Source organism: Candidatus Uabimicrobium amorphum, from assembly GCF_009002475.1.
Lineage (GTDB): Bacteria > Planctomycetota > Uabimicrobiia > Uabimicrobiales > Uabimicrobiaceae > Uabimicrobium > Uabimicrobium amorphum.
The window spans coordinates 6320608-6346145 of record NZ_AP019860.1; the positions used below are offsets into that span (position 1 = coordinate 6320608).

The window sequence follows — 25538 nt, forward strand, 5'->3', positions numbered from 1 at the left end:
TACAATAAAAAATAATTGTGGGGAGTAAAGATTTGATAACACGTTTAAACTATGGCTTTGTACTAACCAAAAACGTTAGAATCAGGTTTTAGTCTATTTTTATTTGCTCCCATAGATACAGCGGATCTAGTTTCTGTGGTCTCATGTTACTGTCTATTGTATATTCAAATAATATTTCAGTAATCTTTTGTGGATGTGTGTTTAGTGCTGTTTTTAGAAACCATTCGTTGGTATACGGTGAAAGTGCTATATCGGATGCTCTTAGCTGTCCATTTTTTGCTTTGACAAACCATCGTGGCTGTTGTTCGCCGCGAACAATTTTGCGAATAGATTTTATATTGCGAATAAAAATGCGCGCATCAATCTCTGTAATATGTGCTATTATATCCTGCTGTGGATGCCAACGTGGCTGAGAAGCGTTCTTAAACTCATATGAGGTAATTTCTTTTTCTGTGACAACATCCCAGATGCAAATTTTATTACGCGACGTCGATATCAATTTGTTGCCTTCGCCATTCCACGTGACCATAATTCCTGGTGCTTCGTGGCCAGAAAAAGTTTTTGTTATTTTTTGTGAAGCCATATCAAAAATATGGATTTTTTTCCGTGGATTATTCGCTCCGCAAGCGATTTGTTTGCCATTCGGGCTCCAAGCGAGATTGTAAAAGGCGTCTAACTCTATTTTGTCAATTACTTCACCTGTTGTGACATCCCAAATGCATAAGAACTTATCCCATGATGAGGAAGCAAATTTTTTGCCGTTGGGATGCCAGGTAATCGAAGACATCCCTGACCAGTCGTAAAAGCAGTCACTCACTTTTGTATTAGACGTGATATCCCATACTTCTAAAATAAATCCATCGACCTCAATCAGTGCTAAACATTGGTCTTGTTTCCAAAAGAGAGATAACACTTTGTGGGCATTTTTAAATTGTTTGATCGTTTCATTTGTTTCGCTATTCCAAACCGTGATCATACCATTTTCTGCACAAGCTAGCTGTTTGCTGTCTGCCTTCCAGGCAATAACGTTTATTGGGGATTTGGCTGGAATAAATTTTTGCAATTCTTTGCCTTGGCTATTCCAAATTTGTAAAAAATCTGCTGCCGATGCAAGTTTGCGACCATCCGGGCTCCAAAGTACATCTGAAATGTAGTCCTCCGTCGAGGTTGCGTTAAACGTTAACGATGGAATTTCATTGAGTGGTATTCTCCACATCTGTACGGTTCCATCTCTTGAGCCGGAAATAATTTTATCACCATCGCGATTCCATTGTAGAGATGTCACCGCAGTGGTGTGCGCCTCGATACGATAGATTTCTTTACCGGTATTGGCGTCTAAAATGAGAATAATACCATCTTGGTATCCACATGCGATGTGTCGTTGGTGAGAACTCCATGCGATGGCAAAGATTTCTACTTCAGGATTGGCATTCGCTATATCTTTTCTTCGCACATCAAAATCTACCACTTCTTGTAATGGGGTAATGTTCCAAATATAAGCAACGTAATCCGAACCAAAGCCAATACGGTTGCTATCAGGACTCCATGATAAAGAGGTCACTGAGGAAGGACAATCTATCGTCACAAGAGTTTTACTTTGGGAGATTTCCCATATATCAATGGCGTCGTGACTTTTTCCTTGTTGTTGGTAGCAAACGGCGATTTTTTTGCTATCAGGTGCCCATGAAAGATGGCTTACGGAGCTGGGGGATGTAAAATTCGCGATATTTTTACCATTTTCATTCCACAGATAGATGCGCTTTCCGTTGGTAGCACAGATGTAATTGCCACGGGAATTCCAGGAGACATTATGTACCAATTGTGAACTTAACCATCGTTGTTGATGAAGTTCAGGGGTCCACAGTAGAAGACCCTCATTACAACCGACGGCAATGGTTTTGTTGTCGGGTGACCACGAAGCCGAATTGCAATTTTTATTGGTTAACTTTGCGATTTGTACTCCGTTTTCCGCATTCCATACTCTTATCGTTCCGTTTGAACATACCGAAACAATTTTTTTATTATCGCTACTGAGACATATACTGGTGATCGCTAGTTGATTCATTGCCATGTCAAGACTTCCATCTGCGTTTGTCTGCCACGAAACCGTTTTTAAATCCCCTCGATAATCTGGGACAGGCGAACACCATATTTTGTAGCGCTCTAGTAATGCTAAACGACAATAACCTCTTGCGCGCGCTTTTAGTTTTTCCATTCCTTCGATTTCGTTTAGCAGCTCCATCGCATAACCGGCGTATGCGCCGCATTTTTGATACGACTCTTCTTGTTCCATGTAACTACGGCGTTGGTCTCGGGCATTTTGGTATTCTTTTGCTGCATTATCCAAAACTAGGTTGGCGTCCTTGGTTATTTTTTGTTTGCTATCCTTGTATTTGTCTGCGAGCTTAATACCATCTGTAACAAGCCAGTAATAGTCGCGCTGTATAGACAACCAGTATTGAAGTTGTTGTTGGAGATTGCTGGGGGTAGTTTTTTGTTGCTTGCCTATTACTTTTAAAACCCTAGATTTAACTTTCCGTGGCAGTATTTTATTGTCATATTTTTGCCATTGTGTTTTGAGTTTTTGTGCAAAGCTAGCTACTTTTGCGACTGCGTGGGTAGAAGTGTGAGGGGCTAGATAGCCAATGGTTTCTATTATCTGATGATGTATTTCTAATCGAGGTTGTGTATCTGCCATTTTGACGAGTAAATAGACAACATCGGCAAATTCTGGGTCGCGACCGTAGTTTTCGGCCGCCTGATTTATAAAGGCCAATGCCGTATTGCGCACCTTAATGTTTTCATCTTTTAACAGTTTACTGACATGGCCAATAGAGCTGCGTGTCAGAGGGCGACGATTTTGCGGTGACTGTTTTTGGATAAATTTTTCAAGAGCTTCACATGCTGAGCCTCTCAAGTCGGCATAAGAGTCATCTGTTAAATACAATGGCTCTAATAATTTTGGATTGAGTACTTTGTACGCAGGAAAAAACATAAAGTCACCGTCTCCTGCTAAACTGCGATAGCGTGGCGTTTGTGAGGCTTCTATTCTTCCGTCATTTACCAACGTTGTCATCATGTAATAGCCAAGGTCAGATGTAAGTTGTGTTCCATCAACGCGTCCAGTTAAGCCTTTGATCGCTTGTAAAAACACCGCTGAAAAGGGGGAGTGTTCGCCTGCACCTGTTACCTGTGCATACTTGGTCGAGACACCTAACTGATCGGCGACAGCTTCGTTTCCCGTTCCGGCAGTAATTACCTGAAAAGAACGACGTCGAAATACTCGGTCGATATTTGCACCGCTGGCAAACTCGAGTTTATTCGTAGTATACCCCTGTAACTTTGGCCGATATTGCGACTGTAAGATAGAGCCGCTAAAACAACTATCTAAGACCATTAAACAATGGCGCGCGTTACTCGTGGCCATTTGCTCCGCAATAGCTGTCAATTTGAGGCTATTTTGTTGCTGTTTACCATCGGCAGTCACCATGTATCCCGGAATTCCATGTCCTGCGTAAAATAAAAATAACGCGTCGTTATCTCCGACATTCGCCGTTATAGAATCCAGGTAGTGCTGAACGAATCTTTTGGTAACGTAGTTCACAACAACAATTTTTTCTCCACCGTATTTACATGTGTAAATAGTGCGATTTGCACTTTGTTGTTTTATCGTCAAATCTTGGTTATTGTATACAGAGGTGGGTAAAGTGTCGCATAAATAAATTACATTCTCGAAGCCATAGCGATTTGTCAAAACTGTTGCCACTTCTCCAGCGTCAAAATTGGGACCACTAAGATGAGAATGGTGTTGATATTTATTAATGCCTATAATCAGAGCGTGGCGTTTACCATAGCGCAAGCGTTGACCAAAGTCGCGACTGGAACCAAGTATGGTTAAGCCGCCTATATTTTCCTTTTGTATGGTTACACGTTGTTGTTTTATTGGCTTTGTTTTTAAAGACGTGGTTGCGGATAGATGAACGGCCTGAGGCTCTATTGTAAAAATCGCAAGAAGAGCGGCATCGGCAACAGATTTATTATTGTTACTTGCCGCATTTGCAAAAATACTTTTCAATTGGGGTAGAGCTAAGCGGGCTTTTTTTCCCATATTCTGCAGTTGCTTGATGGTTTGTATTTTTTTTACATCGTTGTGCGTTTCGAGATTGTAGATCAATTCTTCTAGATCTTGTGCAAAAAGCACCGATGTTAACCAAATAAAAATGATTAAGCGCATTGATTTTCCTTATCTCTATTTGTTGTTGACAAAATCAATAAATTGCAAATCTTCCTGGACTTTTCCCAAAAACAAATGTTCGGTTACTGCACGCGGCTTATAGTTTAATGCCTGTTGTAATAGACTTCCCTGGAGTGGGCTATAAAAATTAAATATACTGCTGTCGCTGTTTTCGGTTCGTTTGATACGGAGTTTTTGATACCACAAAGGCACTTGTTTTTCCCTAGGAAACAGTTCGTGTCGCAGATTACCGATGTGCCATTTTTTGATATTTCCGTTTTCCACAGTAAAAAGAGTCTTCTCATCAGGATGTAACGACACATGCTGTATACGTTCACCGGGAAGTTTGTGCACGATCTCTTGTGTCACAACGTCATAGACATAGATATTATCTCGCGTTGCTGTTAGTAGTTGTTTACCATTTTTGAACCACGTAACAGCTATAACTTGCTGCGGATGAGAAAACTGTTTTTCCATAGTTTTTTTGTTCGTATCCCAGATATAGACCGTTTTATCTTGTGCCGCGGTAGCTAGGAAAGAGCTATCTTGTAACCAGGCCAAAGCAGTGATTTGCGCTTTGTGTTTCGACAAGGTATCATGCACTAGGCCGTTTGCGCGGTGGTAAATTTTCACTTTATTGCCAATTGCTATCGCTACACTTTTATCATTCGCAGCAGCTACGGACAATTGTTCATCTTGAGATATAACTTGATGCTGCTTGTTGTCTACTCCCCAAAAACGCAATTCTTTAGTAGATGAGGACATCAACGTTTTTTTATCTGCCCACCACAAGCAACGTAGATTTCCAGAGTTATTGATCCGTGAAGATTGAAAATCGTAATTGACAGGAACGAGATTGTTAAATGAAGAAGGGATATGCCATTGTGTCAGTGTTCCATCAAAAGTTGTTGTGTATAGCGAACTATTTGCAGGACACCACTGCAAACCGCAGAGAGTACCTTTGCCTTGTAGAATGGCGACATTGATATTTGTTGCGAGGTCTATAATCGATACCATATTAAATTTTGCGAGTGCAAAAATGTCGTGGTGTGGTGCCCAAGCAAAATAATTTGCGTTAAAAGAGCGATGCGTGGCTATTTTTTTACCCGTAGAAATATTCCAAATATGAACATTTGAGTCTGCAAATACATCACTGAGAAATGCGATCTTATCGCTGTTGTAGTTCCAGCCTATCCATGAAATAGGGTTTTCTAGTTGTAGTGGTATTTCCTTTTCGAGTAGATGTTTTTGTACATTCCATATCCAAAGACTTGAAGTATTTGCAATAGCTAGTTTGCTATAGTCCTTACTCCATGCGGCAGAAGTAAAGTTGTTATTTGGCAGGTTTTGAATAATCGCGGTGTTATTACTATTACCACTACTCCATAACTTAATCTCTGTTGTTGATATAGACACGAAAGTTTGTGATGCACCCCATTGTACACTATGGGCGTTAAGATGATAACCAACGTTCGTTTTTTCCTTGGAAAAAATATCCCACAATACGATGTTATTATTGTCTTCAATAGCAACTATTTTACGACTAAAGGGTCCCCAACATCGTGTACTAACTTTACCTGTTAGTTTTAAAAGAGTTTTGCTAGTTTTGCTATCGATAATGTGTATGAATTCATTATGGTGAAGCAAAGCATATTTACCATCCGGGCTGTGGAAAGAAGATGTTATGGGAAATGTCACTGAGGTATGACGAATATTAGATTTTTTCCACAAATGCACTTTACTATCATCTTCACCTGTGTAGGCGAGAATTTTACCTTGTGGATGCCAGGAATGCGAAAGCAGTTTTTGCGGATGGTTTAAACGTATTTGGGCATTATTGCTGGTAGAGTTTGGGTGTGACCTAGTATAAATGTAACCATTATAGCGTTTCCACAAAAAAGAGTAGTTGTTGTCCAATGTAACAAATTCCGATATGTCATAACCATCGGAAGTAAATTTTTTCCAAAAACTCTTATGTTGCGCGGCACTTGGATATAGCTCTCCTGGTGGCGTAAGACTCGTTTTTTGGCGATGATTAACGTCAAGAATATATGCCTCTTCGTGGCTACGTGTTAAAATAGCTATTGCGGTATCACTATTGTTCCACGCAATAAATTCAAAAGTATTTGACGATGTAGAGTCACTATCATCTAAAAGTAGTTTCACCTCGCCATCCCATAGATAAACCATCGCATCTGTGCAAAAAGCCATGCGCTTACCGCGCGATGACCACGCAAGGTGATTTATCGATTTGCCGATATCTATAGTCGAAACTATTTTTCCCGTATACGTATCCCATAAAAGCGCTTTTTTATCTTGATTTTGCGAGATGCTAACGAGATGGCGACTATTGGGATGCCACTGAAAATCAGATACAGCATCGAAGTGACCTCTAAGGGCGTTTTGCTTTTGGCCTGTAGTATCATAAATATAAATGGCACCATTTTTTGATGCTGTTGCAAGTAATTTGCCACTTGGACTCCACTTCACTTTTTGTAGGTGGTCAAAGTAAATATATTTTGTATTTTTTTTGCTGGAAACATCCCACAAGTACATTGCTTCTCTCATGGAATACGCCAATACATTTTTATCAGGATTCCACGCGGCATTTTTGATTTCATTATCATTCGTGTTAATCTTCGCTACAGACGAAAAATTAATTGCGTCAATCACTTCGATTTCATCGTTGCGTAACACCGCAATATATTTACCATCATGGCTACACATAACCGCTTTGTTTTGCGATGTAGCATAAGACTCATCGTAAAGGATACCATCGTTAAATGGATCCTCCACGATGTCGCTAGTAATATCATTATTTTGTTGTTCCTTGGAAGTGACAATAAGTGCTTGTGATGGCTGTGCAACATTCCATAAACAAATATACCCTGCTTCATCAGCAGAACTTAAAAATTTTCCATCGGTGCTCCAACTGATTGCTGTAAGCCGATATTTATGTGCATTTAGTTTTTGAGCATAGCGATTCTTGTGCATATCATAAATGTAAATAGTGGTTTCACAAAGTTGTGGTGGGACATTTTCTTCTTCAGAAGAAGAAGATTTTCGCTGACTTTCATTGTCGATAAACGCAAGAAAATTTTGGTGATGAGCAATGAAGTGTTTGTAAATAACTCCTTGGGGTATCCAGGTATTGCTATTCCACAGTAGCGTAGCTTTCACACCACAAAGAGCTAAAGTTGATTGATCTTTAGACCAGCATACATGCATGGGAGTATTATCGGATGCAATGGAGAATTGTTGGATGATTTTATTTTTGTTGATGTTCCTAACGTACAGGGTTTTATTGGTAAAATAAACGAGATGATCACCATAGGCCAGTTGTAAAATTTTATCCTCACCACGATAGCAATTTTGGGTTGTTTTAGTGACCGTGTTATACAATTTTACCACACTACTGTAATCATTATTATCTGTAAGAGCGTATGCCAAAATGCAGCTATCGCGACTCCATTGCAATTTGGTATTTTGAAAAGAACCTTTTGCTATGGACGTCAAACTTTTACCATCGTACAACACAACATCGGTGCTGGTTGTGTATGCCAAAAATTTACCATTCGGACTCCAACTCAACGCCAACGGATATGGATTTATCCATTCACTTTCTGGTGTAGGCCCATTGTAAATTTTATTGCGATTCGTTGCGCCATGGTAAATTTGTAGTGTATTTTGATTTAGTATAGCAAGCTCGGACCTGTTAGGTCTCCACTGCATGAGTTCACCACTACCAACAAAAACTTGGGCTTTTCCGTCGCGGCGTTGTACCACAATCTTATTATTTTCAACACCGACTTTGTTTGCAATAAGGGTGCGGTCAATACTTTCACGAGGTTCATATCCCTTGTTAGAGGTGATCCATCTCGCTTGGTGACAATTTGTCACTGACCACAGGTTATGACTCCCTGTGTTATCACTGGAGTAAAAACTTCGGTTATCAGAGTTCCAATGCAAAGAGGTAATTTTGCGATGCCCGTGAGTAATAGATCCGATACTTTTGTGTTTTTCAATGTCCCATAAGTACACTTGATGGCTACTGTCTGTCGTTACGCAATATTTACTATCAGAGCTCCATGAAGCACTAACAACAGGACGATGCTGCCATGAAGCAATCATTGTGTATTGCTCCATATCCCACAATACCATTAGCATTCCATCGAATGAAATCAAGAACCTACCATCGCGGCTCCACGAAATATAACGATGTAATAGGCTCTCATCAACATAGTCATCTAGATCTTTTTGTAAAGTGGAAACGAGTTTGATAGATTTTCTTTTTTTACCAGAATTGACATCCCAAATTTTGATAGTATGTGCATTTGTCGCACTATTATCGAATGAAGCCACTTTATCAGCACGAGGATGAAATTTAGGCGCAACAAAATCATGACCTGTTCCTACTTGATAAACGTTACCGTTTACAGCGATTCCCATTTGACGGTCTGTTGCAAATAACTTGGCATCGTGATTCAATGACAAAGAACTACTAACTTGAATGTTATTGATTTTGTAATTATCTGTCATATTCCACAAATGAACGATTTCTTTACTTTGTGCAACAAGTACATTACTTTTGTGCCAATTTATGTTTTCAATAACAGATTGCGCAGTAAACAGCGTGCGCACTGTATTTGGTTGTATTTTCCATATGCGTACGCGATTTTTATTATCAGTAAAAGCAATATGCTTGTGATCTGGTGCCCATGCCAACCTCTGAACTTCTGAACCATCACCGCAAAATGCACCTATTTGTTTTTGTAAAGAAATGTCATACAATAGAATGCTATCTCGATAGCTGTAAGCCACAGTATTTCCTAGTCCCCAGTCAACACTGTTGATTTTCTTGGGTGGTTGATATTGCCACAATAAAGGGTTTTTTAACAAAGCCAAACGAATTAGGTGGTTGCAAACATCTATCATCGCCGTAAATCGTTTTTTATCACTGCTCAAATTGCGAATTTGTTGCAAACAAAAACCTGCCAAAGTACCGCACTCACGCCACTTACCTCTACGGTACGCTTCGCGGGCTTTTTGAATCGTTACTTTACCCATCTTTTCAACAGAATTTACATTTGTAATTTGCGTTTTTTGTTGAGTTGGTAGTTCTTGTTGTGCTGATTTTATTTGCTGTGCGGGTTTTATTTGCTGTAGAGTTTTGAATAGTTGGAAAAAGAGTTTTTCATCGCCTTGGCGTAGCGCTTTTTTTTGCAACACCTCTAATAAAGGTGCTACTCGCTGCGCTTTTTCTCCCATTTTTTCGAGCTTTTTAAGTGCCTCGATGTTTGTTTCTGGATTACGTAACTCCTTGACTAAAACTCTTAACATTTGTTCGTCGTTTTGCGCATAGCAAGAAAACAGCAGAAGTAGCCACAATACGATTACTCTATTCATGGGTCTCGCCTTAAAAAAACTTTAATTGATGACACGTCTTATTTTGAAATTTTATTTTATATATTTTTTCTACAATTGTAAACCATTGTCGCTAAGGTGCAAAAATAGATCGTTTCCATAAAATTTCCAAAAGAAAATGATCTCTAACATAGATTTGGTAGTGATGTTCGTAATTTAAATTAATAGAAGTAGAATTAGAAAGAAGATGTGTCGTATTGAAAAATAAAACTTAAGGAGGAAAGATATGTGGAATCATTACGGCGCAGCATTTGTGAAAAAATGTCAAAAACTTGACGAGAAGTTTCAACTATCGATTAGTGATACCCCCAATACAATAACTCTATACATGAAGTTAGGACACACAATAAAAGATTTTGCGCGAAATATTAATTTCAGGGAGGATTTGCAGAAGTATCTTCAAAAAAGTATTCGCGTTATCGTGTACGGATGTATTTTGCTACTAATACTGTATGCGTTCCAAGCGATTAATAGTTTATCTATCCTTACTATAATCGGTTTTCTTTCTATACTCAGTGGTGTTTTTCGTATATTGATGCTTCCGCTGTGTATGCTGATTATGTTTGGCTGTTATTTATGGGGAAAACTCATTTGCTACAAACTGGAAATTTCACAAGACAAAATGTTTATCGGATTTTACATTTGTGGAGTTCGTCTTGACCACTGTCGTTTGTCGTGGATGGATTTTTCTGGGGTGGATTACGATTCTTGGCAACACACTATATTGCACTACAATAAAAATAGTAAACGTTATGAGCATACTCTACCATTGACGAATAATACATTCTATTTTAGCAAACAACAGCGAGAGACCCTGTTCGATCTGCTGCAGTTTTTGCAAAGTCATGGTAAGTCAATGTGTCATGACTTGGCGCGTGCTGTTTAGAGAATTTAAGATTGGGATAAACGAAAGAGGCACAGAGAAATGTACGAAGTTAATGCATGGATTCTTCGCATATAGATTATCTAAAAAATTCTCTGTGCCTTTCTTTCTGTGGTTTTCTGGATTCAATAATGATGTTGCGGGTTTATTCTTTTGCTACTTGATGGATATGGTGCACTGATTTAATTGTCATCAATTGTTCTACCACATCTTGAATATCAATGCGTGACTCCTTTGTTGTCTGATTTTCAATAGACTGCATGATATTTGTAGCTTGCTTTTCAAAAAGGTCTATTTTTTTATTGATCGGGTCCCAAATAACCCGATCAAATATTTTATGCGTATCGGTGTTTAAGAGTTTTTCTTTGTGTATGTCGAAAAGTTCTTGTACTTCTTGTGCTTTAGGAAGTCTACTTGGATTTTGCTTTTTAAAAAAGTTACTAAGACTTCCCATGGATAAAGAAGCGGGCATTGTAATCTCTGCATATTTTTTTAATACGCCGCGCATGATTGTCAAACGCCGTAAATTATTTTTGACTTGTTCAGATTGTAAAATACCTTGATCAGCGACTTTAACGCTTTTTATGTCTACCATATCGGGTTTACCTACGGGCTGTGGTAGGTGTATCACTTTATTATCGCCATACAGTATTACTTTACGACGTTCTTTTAAAGTTTCCGAAATCATAAGTGCTGCTGGATTTTTGTGAATCGTGAGATGAACATCTCCATTACGGAAATCAAATTGAGTTTGAGGTAAAATGGTAATCTGATTGCCCGCCTTTAAAGTTAGCTTGCTTCGCAAATGGGAGAAATTACCGCTAAATGAATCCCCTACAGTGATTAAGGAGTCACCATGTACATTTGTGTTAGCATAGGAGAGAGAACCTTTTACTTCTTTGTTACTTGAAATTATTGTGTCAGCTTCAGGATGGTCTATAAACTCTGATAACTGTAAATTATACGCTATTTTTTTTTCTATTTCCGGCCAACTTGCTATAAATTCTTGTTCTTCGCTAATAGCACTATATGGTTTTTTGTTATTTTCACCACCATAGTGCTTTTCCTCTGTGGTTTTCGTGCTAAACGTATGAAGAACTTCCCGACCGTTTTGTGTTAATATAACGTTGACATCAATATCCAAAACGCCAAAGTATTTTTCACCGGTTTTTACGCTTCGAAGATCTATCTTGTCATTTTCAAAAAGTCCACCTTTTATGACTTTGCGCTGTTGCTTTAGAATATTTTCTTTGCGTGTATTACTCCACTTTGCACTTGCCGTAAACTTTAGGTCGTAACCAAGAGCGAAGGCTTTTTTATAGTAACTGGGTAGACTCATCATTTGTGTGGTCGAAATTCGGTATTCTTTGCCGTTGAACATCAACTTGTTGGGTATAAATGGCATCTCGGTGGTTTCGTAGATACCTTGCCATAGATGAAAAGCAAAAAATTGCGTGTTGTTATAATGGTCAATTTGACGATTGATTTCTTCTCTTACCTGAGCGAGGGCATTGCGGTAAGCTTTGATATTGTCTTTTAAAATATTTACTTTAGATATGGAGGAGATGCCATCTTGAATGTGCCAACCGCTTCTCAAAATATCATTAATTCTACCGGCAGAGGTTTCGCGTTGTAGGTACGTGTCGGGGTATTTGGCGACAAACCTAGCAAAGTTGTTTCCCGCATAGACCCAACTAGATGGGTTTGCATATTTATTTTGCGTCGTTTGTGCTCCAGAGAACAAATAAATAAAATGAGAGAAGTGGCGATCTGTTGTTTGGCTTAAGATATTTTCCCATAGAGTGTAGTTTGCTGTCTCATTTTTGTCTCTTATATCCTTGTAAGACGAATAAAATTCAGCGTATGGTATGTCCTGCTGAAAGATATTTTTAGAGTGCTCTGTTGCTAAGGCTTGGTATTTCGATAGTGCATAGACGAATTTGTCTTTCATATTATCAGACATGATAACACGATCTTCTTCTTTTAGATCAATTTTAAACTCTTTGATTAAATCCGTAAAAGCAACTTGCGCTTCTCTTTCCATATTTTTCTGCATCTGATTTGATATTTTTTGAACAATGGATTCTTCTAGCTCAATGAGAGAATTTTCTATTTTTAAAATGTTTACATTTATGTTCTCCACTTTTTGTTGTATTGCTTGTACATCAGCTAAAACGTCTTGTAAAATCCTGTGGTTTTGCGAAGTAACATAGTATATTTCTCTTAGTTTGTAATCTACATTGTCAAATCTTTGGTGCATTTCGTAAGATAAATTGGCAATGTTTTCATTAATTTTTTGTAACTGCTCAGAGATGATTTGTTCAAAATTAGGTTTTTGGGTTTTATTTAGAATAGAGATAATTGCTAAGGAAGCATTGATGATATTTCCTGTCGCGACCATGGTTGTTAAGCTGGCAAAGTCACTGAAATCAATTTCCGCGACAGACTGCGCAATATCCAAATAGGAATTACCGATGGTACTAATTATCTGAGGAGTATCATCTTTAAAAACAAGTTTTGATATTGAGGCAAGGAAGTAAATACCTGCTCGGGCATCTTCGATATTTCTCATTGTATCCTGAAAAATGTTTTCTTTTGCTTGTTGTTGGATGGACGCCTTCTTTTGACGATTTAGTTGTGAAAATATTTTTTTTTCCATTTCTGAAATCTGTTTGTTAAATTCGTCGCCTAGCTCTTTCTTTAATTTTTTTTCCAGTTCCTGTTGTTGTTGCTGATTTTTTTGTTCACGTTGTTCCATCAAGCGGTTGACCAAATCAACAATTTCCTTTTGTTTCAGATATGGCAGACTGTTAATTTTTTTGTCTATTTCGTTTCGAAAACTTTGTAAGTCTTGTTGGCGTTCTCTACGTACTTTCTCTAAAAGTAAGTGTTCTTGTTGTCTACTTTCCTCTTCTAAAAACATTTTATCTAACATTTTATTGTGGGCGTCTCGCTTACCACGGAGTATATTAAGGCGATTTTCACTTGACGTGATTTTTCGCGCGAGCGTTGGCTGGAGTAATTTCAGTACGGCAGGCGTTATTTTTCCTGAGGTTATAGCTTTGCGTATTTTCGGATTTTTTTTTAGGCTGGTTAATTCACTTGCAAATGTTGCCAAAGTCTCAATTACTACTCCTGTTGTGTTAGAATAGGATGTTAACTTGCGGTATTTTTCCAAGCGTTTGTATTCTTCGACATATTGATTTTGTAGAGCTTCCGCAGCATACGCGCGTGCTGCCGCTTTACTGTAGTTTTCTCCACGTTCATAAATTTTTTTTCTTACAGTATGAAACTCTTTACTATCCAAAGTTTTAGCAATGTCGCCGTCAAAGAGGTCGTTTGCCACGTGTAATAGCACTTCTTTTTCTAACTGTCTTCTTGAGGCATTACCCACAACTTTATCTGTTTTACCCACCGCATCTGAATTTTTTGCATAAAAAAAAGTTATTTCGTTTCCGTTTGTGATGACGCCTGTGGGTTCATTGTCCGCATATATAAAACACATACAAATTAATAAAACATATTGCAAAGCTTTTTGCATTTTTTGCTCCTGAAACTTTATTTTAGACTCAACCAGTTCGAACAAACCTAACAATAACGAAGTATTGCGAATAAGTCGTCAAACCAATGTTTTCTTACCAAATGAGATAATTCCAATTTTTACAAATGATTAAAAACACTACATTTTTTATTGTAAATAAGCAACAAAAATATACAATGCATAACATGACAGTTACCAAATATAGCAATATGATAAGCCGAAAGGTAGAAAGAAAATGAACCAACCGCAAAATGATGAGACTCTAGCAAATTTATTTGCTTCTAGTCATGGCGATTTTTTGAATAAACTCAAGGAAACTCTGGGAAATGAGTACGAGCTTGTGGACTTACTTTCACAAGGGGCGATGGGACAACTATGGCGTGTGCGCAATGTTCCCTTGAATCGCATCGAAGCCTTGAAGGTTCTCAAGACTAAAAATGGAGGCTACGAGGAGGATGAAATTGCGCGCTTCCGAAAGGAAGCCCAGGTATTGGCTGAGTTGCGACGCCAGAACCGCAATCTGTTTTTGCCAGAGATATTTACCTTTAAGGAACAAAGTGACTTTTTTTGTTATTCGATGGAGTGTATTGAAGGCAAAACCTTACGCGATTATATGAACGACAACGAATTGTCGATTTCCGAAAGTGTAAAAATAACGCGCGATTTACTTACCATCTTGCAAACAGTACACAGCAAGAATATTATTCACCGCGATGTAAAACCAGAAAACGTCATTATCGACAATGAGGGTAATTCGTGGTTGGTTGATTTTGGCATCATTAAAGAAATGGATAACAAAGAAAACCTTACCGAAGAAGGCTCGACACTGGGAACACCACGATATATGTCCCCAGAACAAGCGCAGGCGGAAAATGTTGGCCCGCAGAGTGATGTTTATGCTGTTGGTGTGATTCTTTATGAAATGCTTGCGAATGACTTTTATGTCGAAGGACAAAATACTCTGGCAGTTCTCCTTAATATCACTCGTGGCAAAATGAAATACCCTTCCAAATTGAACAAGGACGTGGATAAAGAGCTAGAGAAAATTTTTGTCAAATCGGTACAGAAAGTACCACAAAAACGCTATCAAAGCGCACAACAAATGAATGACGACCTCGCACGCTACATTATGCCAAACGAAACGACTATTGTGGAGAGTGCTAGAGCCTTGCCAAAATCACCTACAGCAAAATCGTCACGTCCGCTGCAACTTACATTAGTCGTAGTATTACTGCTATTTGTGGTTGGCTATTTTGTATTTCCTACGGGTGGTGCGGCGTACAGTTTTGTTCTCAATAAAGATGAAACTCTTGACTGTGCCGGGCAAGATGTGCGTGTAGCTGCAGATACACCGTTTGCAATTCATTTGAGCAAACCTTGTTACTTATACAAATTTATTCGCGAAGGTAAAAATATTTCCGTTGAAAAGCTCAGCGACCCGCAAGAAAAAAACAAAAATATACTCGTCTCCATGCAGTACTTGAAAAAAAATGTCGACTGGGTTTTTTTTAGCTCAAAACAAGAATTGCAGCAAGAAGAGCAACAAAAAATCAAGGAATGGCTAGCAAAAATTCCAGCAGGAGTAAGACTGGATCACAGCGGCAAGGGGCTCAGCCAAAACTACAATCTCAAAACCCAAGTTCATACCAAGGGACATGCAAAATGGAATTTATACGCCATTAATCGCGATAAGCAAGTTCACGCCCTTGTCAATATGCAAGTGTACCACACGCCTTTTAGTATTGACCTCAAAATAAAACGCGATGGTGAACAAGAATTTGAAAGTTTCTCCGCGGAAACAGAGGAAATCTACGAACTAGACGAGCTGCAAATACAAACACAAATTCACAAACGCACTCACTTGGCCATTTTATTACGCGACACCAAAGGCGAAGTGACTTTGCTGTACCCGGGTGAAAACAGTAAACTACTTGAAGACACGCAGAAACTCATCCTTCCTTCGCAAGGTGGATTCCAATTTGACGATTCTGTTGGGACGGAGCATCTATGCTTTTTCTTTTACGAGAAACAGATGGATATCGCCAAGGTGAAAACTTGGCTTGAAAAAACTGATGTGGGAAAATACACCAGTAAAACTGCGTATTATGCCAAAGACAAAAACAGTAAAAAACAGTTACCGCCGTATTCGATGTACTTACTAAATATTATACATGAGTAGCTATTTGTTATGTGTGAGTGAAACAATATAAGAAATCTGTTGTTTTAATCCGTAGCTAATCTAAAAATGACTAATTGTGTGTATTTTCCAATTGCAATATGTTTTCCACTATAGATTTAAAGGAATGATAATGGACAAAGGTGAATTTCGGTTACTGTGGGCAAAAATTATAGAAGGAGATTCTTCTAAGCAACACTCGGTAAGACACACATACAAATCAAAAGAAATGACATTTTCAAATGAGATCACGCTTTACTCGAGCAATGAATCACAAACATTTTCCGATGATCAAACGCTAAACCCCAGCGATGCTACACTTAAAACTTTTTCGGGAAGTAGTACAATAGTTGAAAAAACTCCCCAAGAAACATTTTCTGATGGCGCAACTGTTTCTGCGCAAGACACTTTAGGTAAAGTAAATTGCAATGTCGGCCTTGAGACTAAAACATCAACAGAAGCACACCCTGATTACCGCAATTACAAAGAAATTGACCGCGGGGGAATGGGGATTATTTATCGAGTGGAGCAAAAAAAATTAAAAAGAGAAATCGCTGTAAAAAAAATGTTACCTGGGGTAGATAAAAAAAAATTTTTAGCAGAATCTCTTGTTACAGCTTACCTAGAGCACCCAAACATTATACCTATACACGAAATAGACGAAAATCGACATGGAGAATTTCTCCTGGGAATGAAACTTGTCAAGGGAATCTCATGGAAAGATCTTTTATATCCAAAAACAGAAGAGCAAAAAGCAAAAGCACAACAGTATGACTTGCAGAAACATTTAGAAATTCTCCTCAACGTGTGCAATGCAATAAGCTATGCGCACAGTAAAGGTATCATTCATTGCGACCTCAAACCAGAAAACATAATGGTGGGGGATTTTGGCGAGGTGTTTGTAATGGACTGGGGAATTGCAGTGGATATTAATAATAACACAAATGAAAAACGCACTTTCCATAAAAGAGATATCTCTACTCCAATGGGAACACCTTGCTATATGCCGCCTGAACTTGCTGAGGGGAGAGGCAAAGATATATCGTATACTACAGATGTCTATCTTTTGGGCGGAATCTTATATGAAATTTTGTATCGCAGGCCACCGCACACAGGCAAAAGCCTATGGCAAGTTTTACTTGCTGCTCAAAAGGGCACACCAGATGTTTTGCAGAAAAAAAACCTGAACCAAATTCAAAAAGTCTGTAGAAAATCTCTTAGCAAAAATACGATGGACCGTCATCAAAGTATTAATAAATTCAAAGAAGAAATAGAAAACTATTTGGAATATAGGCAAAGCGTTGCCTTGGCGAATAAAGCTACTGGTCTATACAATGAAGCAACGCGGCAAATGCAGATGTCGAAATTTAGATTGCGCTACATTTTTTTTGCTTTGCCATACAAATTAATCTATGCCTTTATTGGAAGTCTATTTCACTTGGAAATTATCCGGCTTTCCAAGCTTGAAGTTTCTATTGTCGCTGGTCTACCATTGCCATCACTCTATTCTAAATTCATTCAAGCAATTGCTTTGTACGAAAGGGCCATTGAGTTAACACCGCAGTATGAAGCTGTACATAACCATAAGATATTTTGCCATGTAAAAATTGCGGAATTAGCCCTAGCAGCAAGAGAGTTCTATATGGCACAAAGCCATATTGATGAATTAGAAAATCTGCAATACTTAGGAGCTTCTGTTTTGAGGGCAAACTTAATCAAAATTTACGATAGGGGAAAACGCATGGATTTCTATCTAAAATTAGGAAAAATGTTGCTTATTTTACAAGTCCTTTTTTTATTGACCCTTCCCTTTATTGCATTTCTCCATTTTTGTGGCTTAATTTAGTTGATGAAGAGAAATGTCGTGGTAAACAACAAGGTTTCGTATGTATAATTTAGAAATGGGAATAAGATGAACGATTTTAGATCTCAGTGGGAAAAAATTTTACAGGAAGTGAAAAACTATTCGGTACGTGATACATACAAATCCAAAAAAATAACATTCTCAGGTGACATAACTATCTTTTCCGAAAAAAAATCACAAACATTTTCCCACGACAAAACCATAGACTCCAAAAACAATTGTGTCCAGCAAACATTTTCAGGAAATGTTACCCTGCAGGATAATAAAGGTGGTGAAACTTTTTCTGAGAGTAGAACTGTTGCTACAAAAAATAAATTAGGTGCGGTAGAGTTTGATGATAGTTCAACCTCTAAAGATAAGAATTCCAAGATTGAATTACACCAAGATTACAAAAATTATAAGGAAATCAATCGTGGTGGTATGGGAATTATATATAAGGCGCAACAGGTAAAACTAAAAAGGGAAGTTGTTATAAAAAAAATACTACCGGGGGTGGCTAAAAATAAATTTATTGCCGAATCTCTTGTAACAGCTTACTTGGACCACCCGAATATTGTGCCAGTGCACGAAATAGATGAAAATTCTGACGGCGAACTTCTCCTAGCAATGAAACTTGTCAACGGAATTTCGTGGAAAAATCTTCTATATCCAAAAACCGAAGAACAACAAGCGAAAGCACGAGAATATAATCTACGAAAGCACTTAGAAATTTTGCTCAAAGTGTGCGATGCGATAAGCTATGCACATAGTAAAGGGGTAATTCACTGTGATCTCAAGCCAGAAAATATCATGATTGGAGACTTTGGTGAGGTATTGGTGGTGGATTGGGGAATCGCTGTTGAGATTAACAAAAATTATGGTGAACAACGCACTTTTCATAAAAAAGACATTACAACGCCTATGGGAACTCCTTGCTATATGCCACCAGAGCTTGCAGAAGGAAGAGGCCAAGATATATCATATGGTACCGATGTTTATCTTTTGGGAGGTATCTTGTTCGAAATTTTACATCGCAGGCCACCACACACTGGTAAGAGTCTGTGGCTGGTTCTACTTGCTGCAAAAGAAAGTAAGCCACCCGTTTTTCATCCCAAAATATCTGTTCAACTTCAACAAACGTGTAAAAAGTCATTAGCAAAAAATATAGTAGAGCGTTATCAAAGTATCAGCGAATTTAAACAGGCGATAGAAAACTACTTAGAGCACCAAGAAAGTACAACCCTAGCCAACAAAGCGACTGATTTATACAATAAAGCAACAATCTTTCTCTTAGAGCAAAAAGCTCTACCTAAACAGAAAAGAACAATTTTTTCAAAAATTTTTGATAAGACGCCTGCCTCATCATTACCTGTTGCTTACTTGTACACAACTTTTATGAAGGCTATCGCTCTTTATGAAAGAGCGATAGAACTAAAACCAAACAACACTAAAGCCCAACAAAATAAAATCCGTTGTCATGAAAAAATTGTAACGCTTGCTTTGATTTCAAAAGAGATAAATATAGCGAAAGAGCATCTTAAAATACTCAAAAATTATGGTAGCTCTGAGTTGTCTGTTTTCAAGTTGCAAATGGAAAAAGTATACTGGCAAAAAAAAGTAAAAAATTTAGTCGTATTTTGGATATGGTTTAATACCTCATTTGTTTGTTTGGTTATTGTGGGAGTTTTAATTTTATTGCCTATTGTAATGTTGTTAGATTTTCTGTTTGGTATATCCTGAAATAGATCAAAGTGGTGTAGGAACTCTTTGGCCTCGCTTAAAATTCACTAAGTATAATAGGACCTTTATCCATTTAGTAAAGATCATGGAGAAAAACTAGTCGCTACTGTAAATGAATACAACAAGTTGATGGATATTTTGTTTCTAGAAAGGAGATACGAGATTTTAGAAGGCATCGTACTCATACTGAACACATACGCGTTCGAGTAACGATATCTCCCAAGCTTGTAAAAGTTTGTATCCTCGTCACAAATTGATGAAAAGTAAACATCTATTGTATCCTATTCTGTATTGTGCGATCTGTTCTCTAGTGATTGCGCAATCAATGACTTCTGAATTTCGTCAACAAATAGATGAGATTGTTACGCAACTAAAATCTTCAGATGTAAACCAGCATCTTATCGCGTTTACCGCGCTGAAAAACATGAAGAGCGAAGCTGTTATTCTTCGACGGCAATTGTTAAAGCTTGTAAAAGAGGGACAAGCCAAAAATGCCATTAAGTATGCGATAGATATTATAGACAGCTCGTTAACTCCAAAGCAAAAGCGTATAAAATCGCATAGATCTATTGTGATACGTAAGCGTAATTTAGGTGGTCTAAATATCCTTGGTCATAGTCGCGATTTTTCTAACGGCTTTAAATATAACAAATGCCATGCTTTAGTGATTGGAATCAATCAATATGACCGTTTTTCCGATCTTAGTGGTCCTAATTTTGATGCTGCAGAGGTTGCTGGAGTATTGACATCGCGCTATCATTTTCAAAATGTTGTGTTGTTAGTGGATGAACGACCAAGTGTTCTTCAGAGAAAAGTTAAATGGCACATTCGGCCAAAGATCACACAGCAAACAATCAAAAACGAATTACAGCAACTTGCACAAAAAGTGCAACCAGGAGATGCTTTATTTTTTTACTATGCGGGACACGGAATACCTGGTTACTTGGTAACAGCGGATAGTAGCAGTGATATTGCCCAAAAACCTAACTTAGAAACAATGATCTCCCTAACGGAAGTGGCAAAACAATTAGAATCAATGAATGCGCGCCATACACTTATGGTGCTAGACTGTTGTTTTAGCGGTTCGATACTTGAAGCGAAATACCGTCCCCACTTTTCGCATTTAACAACAAGTTCTTTTTTTTCTCCCGGAGGGAATAATTTACGTCGCATTTTTGAGAGACGTGTTTTTCAAGTGATTACAGCTGGGGCTGGAGACGAAGCTGTTGCCGATAAATTAAATGAAACGTCCACTATTTACGCGCAACAATTTAAGGATACTCGTGGACATTCACCATTTACCGCGATTCTGTTACAAGCATTGCAAGGGGTGGTCGGTCGCGCTGACGGTACTATTTTGACATCGCAACTTGGTTATTACATGACAGATACTTTGGTAAATGATGAACGCATAGGAGCTTCACAAGCTCCTCGTTATGGCACTTTATATGGCAATGGTGATTTTATGTTTTTCCCCAAAAACAAAGTGCTAAATCCCAAATTTATCGAGCCATTGTACCTGGAAGAAGAAAGCTACGATGAATTCAAGCAATCGGCATGTGCGGCATTGCAAAAATTTATTCTGCAACAGCCCTCTACAGATCGCATTGCCTTAACCCAAAGTGCGATTCCGCATATGTCAAGGTTATTGGTGGAAAAAGGGCACTTAGCGCGTTATGGCGCCGTGACTTTTTTGGAAGAAATGGCACGGAGATATCGTAATAACATAGACGAATTTCGTGACGTTATCTCACCATTAATCACTCTTTTTCGACAACAGTCGGATGAAACTTTGACACGACAAATCGTGCATTGTTTGGGATTACTTTCGCGACATAGCAAACCGCAAGCCGTAGAAATTGTTCGTAGATATAGTGAACTGCAACAACAAAAATGGGATAATGTGACTTCTGGTAAACATTTTCCTCTGGCAGTACAACAACAAATCGAAAAAATAACAAAGCTTCGCCTAGTAAAGACGGATATCAAGAAACGCATGGACTATTGGTATCAGCGCTGTAAGTACTATCTATGGCTGAATGACCATGGCTTGGCGTTGGTTAAGGCTCATGAAGCAAAAATGACCGCGCGCCACAACAAAGGTAGGACATTACTAGAAAAAGCGAAAAGACACTTGCGCGAGAAAAACTTTTTTGCGGCAAAGATGTTAGCTGCACGTGCCATTGGCTTTAACGAATGCGGACCAGAATTACCTGCATTTCCGCCCTTACTCCGTAGAGATAGTGATGAATGGCAGCAGGCACGTTTGTTGCTTATGTCTGGTCCAGATTTTCGCATGCTATGGCGTAGTCCACTGCCAATCAAAAGTGATTATATCGCGGTCAGCCACAATAAAAAATGGTTAGCTGCCGTTTCGCGAACCGTTCGTATATGGGATGTCGACTCTGGAACCATGACTAGAAGCATTGGTGCTTCTTCTGATCGCATACGCAAGTGTTATTGGAGTTCAGACGATCGTTTACTCATTACTTTGGCCCTAGATCACCTGCAATGTTGGCGAGTGAAGGATGGTGCTTTACTGTGGAGTAAGTCAACAAAAAACGCCTCTCGCGTAGCTCTTCATTCTAATTGTATTGCATCTGTGGGTTATGATAAAAATATTTACTTATGGAATATAAAAACGGGCCAACAAATCAAAAAAATATCGAATCCTGTAACGGTTTTCGATCTACATTTCGATGATCGTGGGCAGCATTTATTTTGTGCCAGCCAACGCAATGGCGTTTTGCGTTATAATATTGCAAACGAAAAACTACAAATATGGAATATTGGCCGATACTCAGTTACTGATATAGATGTTTACAAGCAAAGGCTTGTGGCTGCACGTGGTTTTACTTTGCAACTGTGGCATACACATCGTAAAAGTAAAGTCATTTTTCATGAAAACAAAGTTGCCATTGAACGCGTAGCGTTTTGCAATAACGGACGTTACATTGCGTATGCTGACAAGGACTATTGTGTCTACCTGTGGGACACTGTTGTGAAGAAAAGCTGGTTATTGACAAAAATGAAACGCGCCGTTACTAGTTTAAATTTTTGTCGCAACAAGCTGGTTATTGGCGCGTATGGTTATTTTGAAATATGGAACTATCTGCAAAAAGAGTTATTGTCTGGGCGTAAAGGTCATCAGAAAGTCGTAGAAGATGTCATATTTTCTCCCGATGGATCATTCGTTGCTTCATGTAGTGAAGATAGTGTGAAGCTCTGGGACGTGAGTAGTGGCAGACAACAAAACTCGTTTGCAAATGGAGCGGAAAGAGTTGTATTTCATCCCCAAAAAAATATATTATTAATATCTCGTAGTGATTATTCAATGACCAGTGGTAAATATGATGTTTATATTGAAACTTGGAACTTATCTACAGGAAAGAAAACACAAATCTGGAAAGAAACAGCAAAGTACTCCACAAGCGCAGTTTGCTATAGTCCTGATGGAAATTTTATCGCGGCTAGCATAAATGACTCTGTCAAAATATGGCATCGTGGTCAATTATACGGTCTTTTGAAAAAGGACAACATCATACGTGACATAAGTTTTGATCCATCAGGAACGTTACTTGCTTATTGTTGTCAAGATGCTTTGGTAACTTTATGGGATGTGAAGAAAAAAAAGCACTACAGAACTTTCAAGCACTATAATGCTTTAAATTGTGTTGCATTTCATCCATTAAGTAACAAACTGGTTGTTGGTAGCGATGACGGTCGCATTTTGATTTGGGATATAAAAACGAGTCGCCAGATAAAAGTATTTGATGCACACCGTAGTTCGCAAGACAAGAAACAAATCGTAAACGATATCGTTTTTACTCCTAACGGAAAGATACTTGCTTCATGTGGGGGAGACGGTACTATTCGTTTATGGAATACGAACAATTGGCAAACCATTGCCATTATCCAAGGTAACGAAACCGATTTTAATAGAGCCATATTCAGTATTGACTTTAGCCCTGATGGAAAAACTCTAGCAAGTGGCGATAGTGGTTTTGCGGTAAAACTATGGGATGTCTCTTTAAACAATGTATTATACTCCATATCAGGTTCACATGGAGTAAAGTTTAGCCCTGATGGTAAAACAATTGCGAGTTCTACTTACGAGGGGGTTGGTTTGTGGGACAGCGGTAGTAGCCGTTACCTGACAAAGCTTGATACGCCATGGGAGGGTTTTTTTGATATATCTTTTACAGGGGAAGATCAGCTGGCGATTGCCAATCGCAATGATGATATAGAGCTGTGGGATATTTCTACCCGCTCGCGAATAGGCATATTGGAAAACAACCACGTAGTAAGACACATGACGGTGAGTCCCGATAAGCAACTTTGTGCTTCTGTCGACGATCGTTATGTTGTGAATGTATGGAATCTAAAATCGCAAAAGCTAGTGAGCACTTTTCAAGAAAAATATGCCTCTTATGTCAGTTTGAACAATAATATGATTGCGATCACCAGTAGTTCAAGGGTGCAAATTTGGAAAATTAAACCTCGAAAGTTACTGACGGTTTTAAAAAGTTATTCAGGTTGTACTGCCTTTCATCCTAAGCTTTCTATTCTAGCCGTTGCCCAAAAACATAATATTCGCCTTTGGGATTTCAAGCACAACAAAACGGTCGGTCTACTCTCCGGACACAAAAACTACATAAATCATTTGCAGTTTAGCGATGATGGAGCCTTACTTGCCTCGGCGAGTCGCGATAATACTGTAAAGATTTGGAATGTAGAAAAACAACATGAAGTGAAAACTTTGCATGCTCATTCGACTTCCGTAGACGAAATCGATTTTATTAGTCATCATCGTCTTGCTTCGGCAACGATGAATAAGGTCAACATTTTTAGTTTTTCTCATCACCCTCCACAATATTCTCAGTACTTAAAGCATCGTTTATGTAAGTTTATAGGTGACGATATACATTTTGATTTTTCCCCTAATCTATACAATTCATACTCGTGTCCGATCATATCACCAAAACGCAATACTCATCTTTTCGCCCTAACGCAAAAAATGTCTCAAAAAAGTTTACTGCTGCGCTGCTTGTGGGGAGAGAATTTAGCTGCGGCGGATCATACGATGAACAAACATTCTATAATAGATAAGAACATACGAGCTTTTTTTGTGGAAAAAGCCATGGGATATGGTAATCAGTTAACCATGAAACTCAATCTACCTTTAGCGAGACAATATTTCAATTATATACGTAGCAATCTCTCATACGTAGCTGCTGAAGCACTGGTTAATTATGAGATGGCCATTGCACTGTTTAGCATCGCTGATAGTGATTTTCAAATGGCATTAACGTATCTAAATCGAGTAATAAAACGTCTGCCACCAAATGCCGAATTTGTGCCATATCTTAAACTCCATGCCATTGCAGCAGCAATGAGAATAAATCAAAAACCATCATCGGATTTTTTTAAGGTGGATAAGAATGCGCAAGACTTAGGTAGTAGGCTAATTTTGTACTATCAAAAGAAAATTTCTTTAGCAAAGATCCAGACACAGGCAGAAGAGGAAGATAATCTTGGAATGTTTTATTACTATATTGGTTTGTACTATCTAATCAACAACGACAGCGAAAAAGCAAAAGGGTATTTTCGCAAGTGTATAAATATTTGTGAGGTAGAAACATATACAATGTTGGCGACCGTGGAAATGGAAAAACTACAGCGATAGATTTAGCAAAA

8 protein-coding genes are annotated in these 25538 nt (G+C 38.4%); 5 read left to right on the forward strand and 3 right to left on the reverse strand.

What is annotated here, in order from left to right; genetic code table 11:
* Positions 1-88 precede the first annotated feature (88 nt).
* Together UABAM_RS22705 and UABAM_RS22710 are read right to left on the reverse strand one after the other, a co-directional pair.
* Positions 89-4234, reverse strand: a complete 4146-nt coding sequence (locus tag UABAM_RS22705) for a WD40 domain-containing protein (RefSeq protein WP_151970284.1) — start codon at positions 4232-4234, stop codon at positions 89-91.
* Between the two features lie 15 nt (positions 4235-4249).
* Complete coding sequence (locus UABAM_RS22710) at positions 4250-9640, reverse strand: WD40 repeat domain-containing protein (protein ID WP_151970285.1); 5391 nt, start codon at positions 9638-9640, stop codon at positions 4250-4252.
* A gap of 244 nt (positions 9641-9884) precedes the next feature.
* Here UABAM_RS22710 and UABAM_RS22715 point away from each other — a divergent pair, with 244 nt between their 5' ends.
* Positions 9885-10544, forward strand: coding sequence for a hypothetical protein (locus UABAM_RS22715; RefSeq protein WP_151970286.1), 660 nt, complete (start codon positions 9885-9887; stop codon positions 10542-10544).
* A 142-nt stretch (positions 10545-10686) separates the two neighbouring features.
* Here the strand turns inward: UABAM_RS22715 and UABAM_RS22720 are convergent, their stop codons facing one another.
* A complete protein-coding gene (locus UABAM_RS22720) occupies positions 10687-14082 on the reverse strand; it encodes a hypothetical protein (protein ID WP_151970287.1) in 3396 nt (1131 codons plus the stop codon).
* Between the two features lie 235 nt (positions 14083-14317).
* Between UABAM_RS22720 and UABAM_RS22725 the strand changes: the two genes are divergently transcribed.
* The 4 genes from UABAM_RS22725 (at position 14318) to UABAM_RS22740 (ending at position 25527) form a co-directional block, all read left to right on the forward strand.
* Positions 14318-16261, forward strand: a complete 1944-nt coding sequence (locus UABAM_RS22725; protein ID WP_151970288.1) for a serine/threonine protein kinase — start codon at positions 14318-14320, stop codon at positions 16259-16261.
* Positions 16262-16391: 130 nt separating this feature from the next.
* Positions 16392-18104 (forward strand): serine/threonine protein kinase, encoded by a 1713-nt coding sequence (locus UABAM_RS22730; RefSeq protein WP_173013507.1) that lies wholly within the window; start codon positions 16392-16394, stop codon positions 18102-18104.
* 66 nt (positions 18105-18170) lie between these two features.
* Positions 18171-19841, forward strand: coding sequence for a serine/threonine-protein kinase (locus UABAM_RS22735; protein WP_151970290.1), 1671 nt, complete (start codon positions 18171-18173; stop codon positions 19839-19841).
* A gap of 256 nt (positions 19842-20097) precedes the next feature.
* The gene (locus UABAM_RS22740) at positions 20098-25527 is read left to right on the forward strand and encodes a WD40 domain-containing protein (protein WP_151970291.1); all 5430 of its coding nucleotides are present in this window, start codon (positions 20098-20100) and stop codon (positions 25525-25527) included.
* Positions 25528-25538: the final 11 nt, after the last annotated feature.

Coding starts and splice junctions, on each gene's coding strand:
- UABAM_RS22705 (WP_151970284.1), bottom strand. CDS start 4,234: ATGCGCTTAATCATTTTTATTTGGTTAACATCGGTGCTTTTTGCACAA.
- UABAM_RS22710 (WP_151970285.1), bottom strand. CDS start 9,640: ATGAATAGAGTAATCGTATTGTGGCTACTTCTGCTGTTTTCTTGCTAT.
- UABAM_RS22715 (WP_151970286.1), top strand. CDS start 9,885: ATGTGGAATCATTACGGCGCAGCATTTGTGAAAAAATGTCAAAAACTT.
- UABAM_RS22720 (WP_151970287.1), bottom strand. CDS start 14,082: ATGCAAAAAGCTTTGCAATATGTTTTATTAATTTGTATGTGTTTTATA.
- UABAM_RS22725 (WP_151970288.1), top strand. CDS start 14,318: ATGAACCAACCGCAAAATGATGAGACTCTAGCAAATTTATTTGCTTCT.
- UABAM_RS22730 (WP_173013507.1), top strand. CDS start 16,392: ATGGACAAAGGTGAATTTCGGTTACTGTGGGCAAAAATTATAGAAGGA.
- UABAM_RS22735 (WP_151970290.1), top strand. CDS start 18,171: ATGAACGATTTTAGATCTCAGTGGGAAAAAATTTTACAGGAAGTGAAA.
- UABAM_RS22740 (WP_151970291.1), top strand. CDS start 20,098: ATGAAAAGTAAACATCTATTGTATCCTATTCTGTATTGTGCGATCTGT.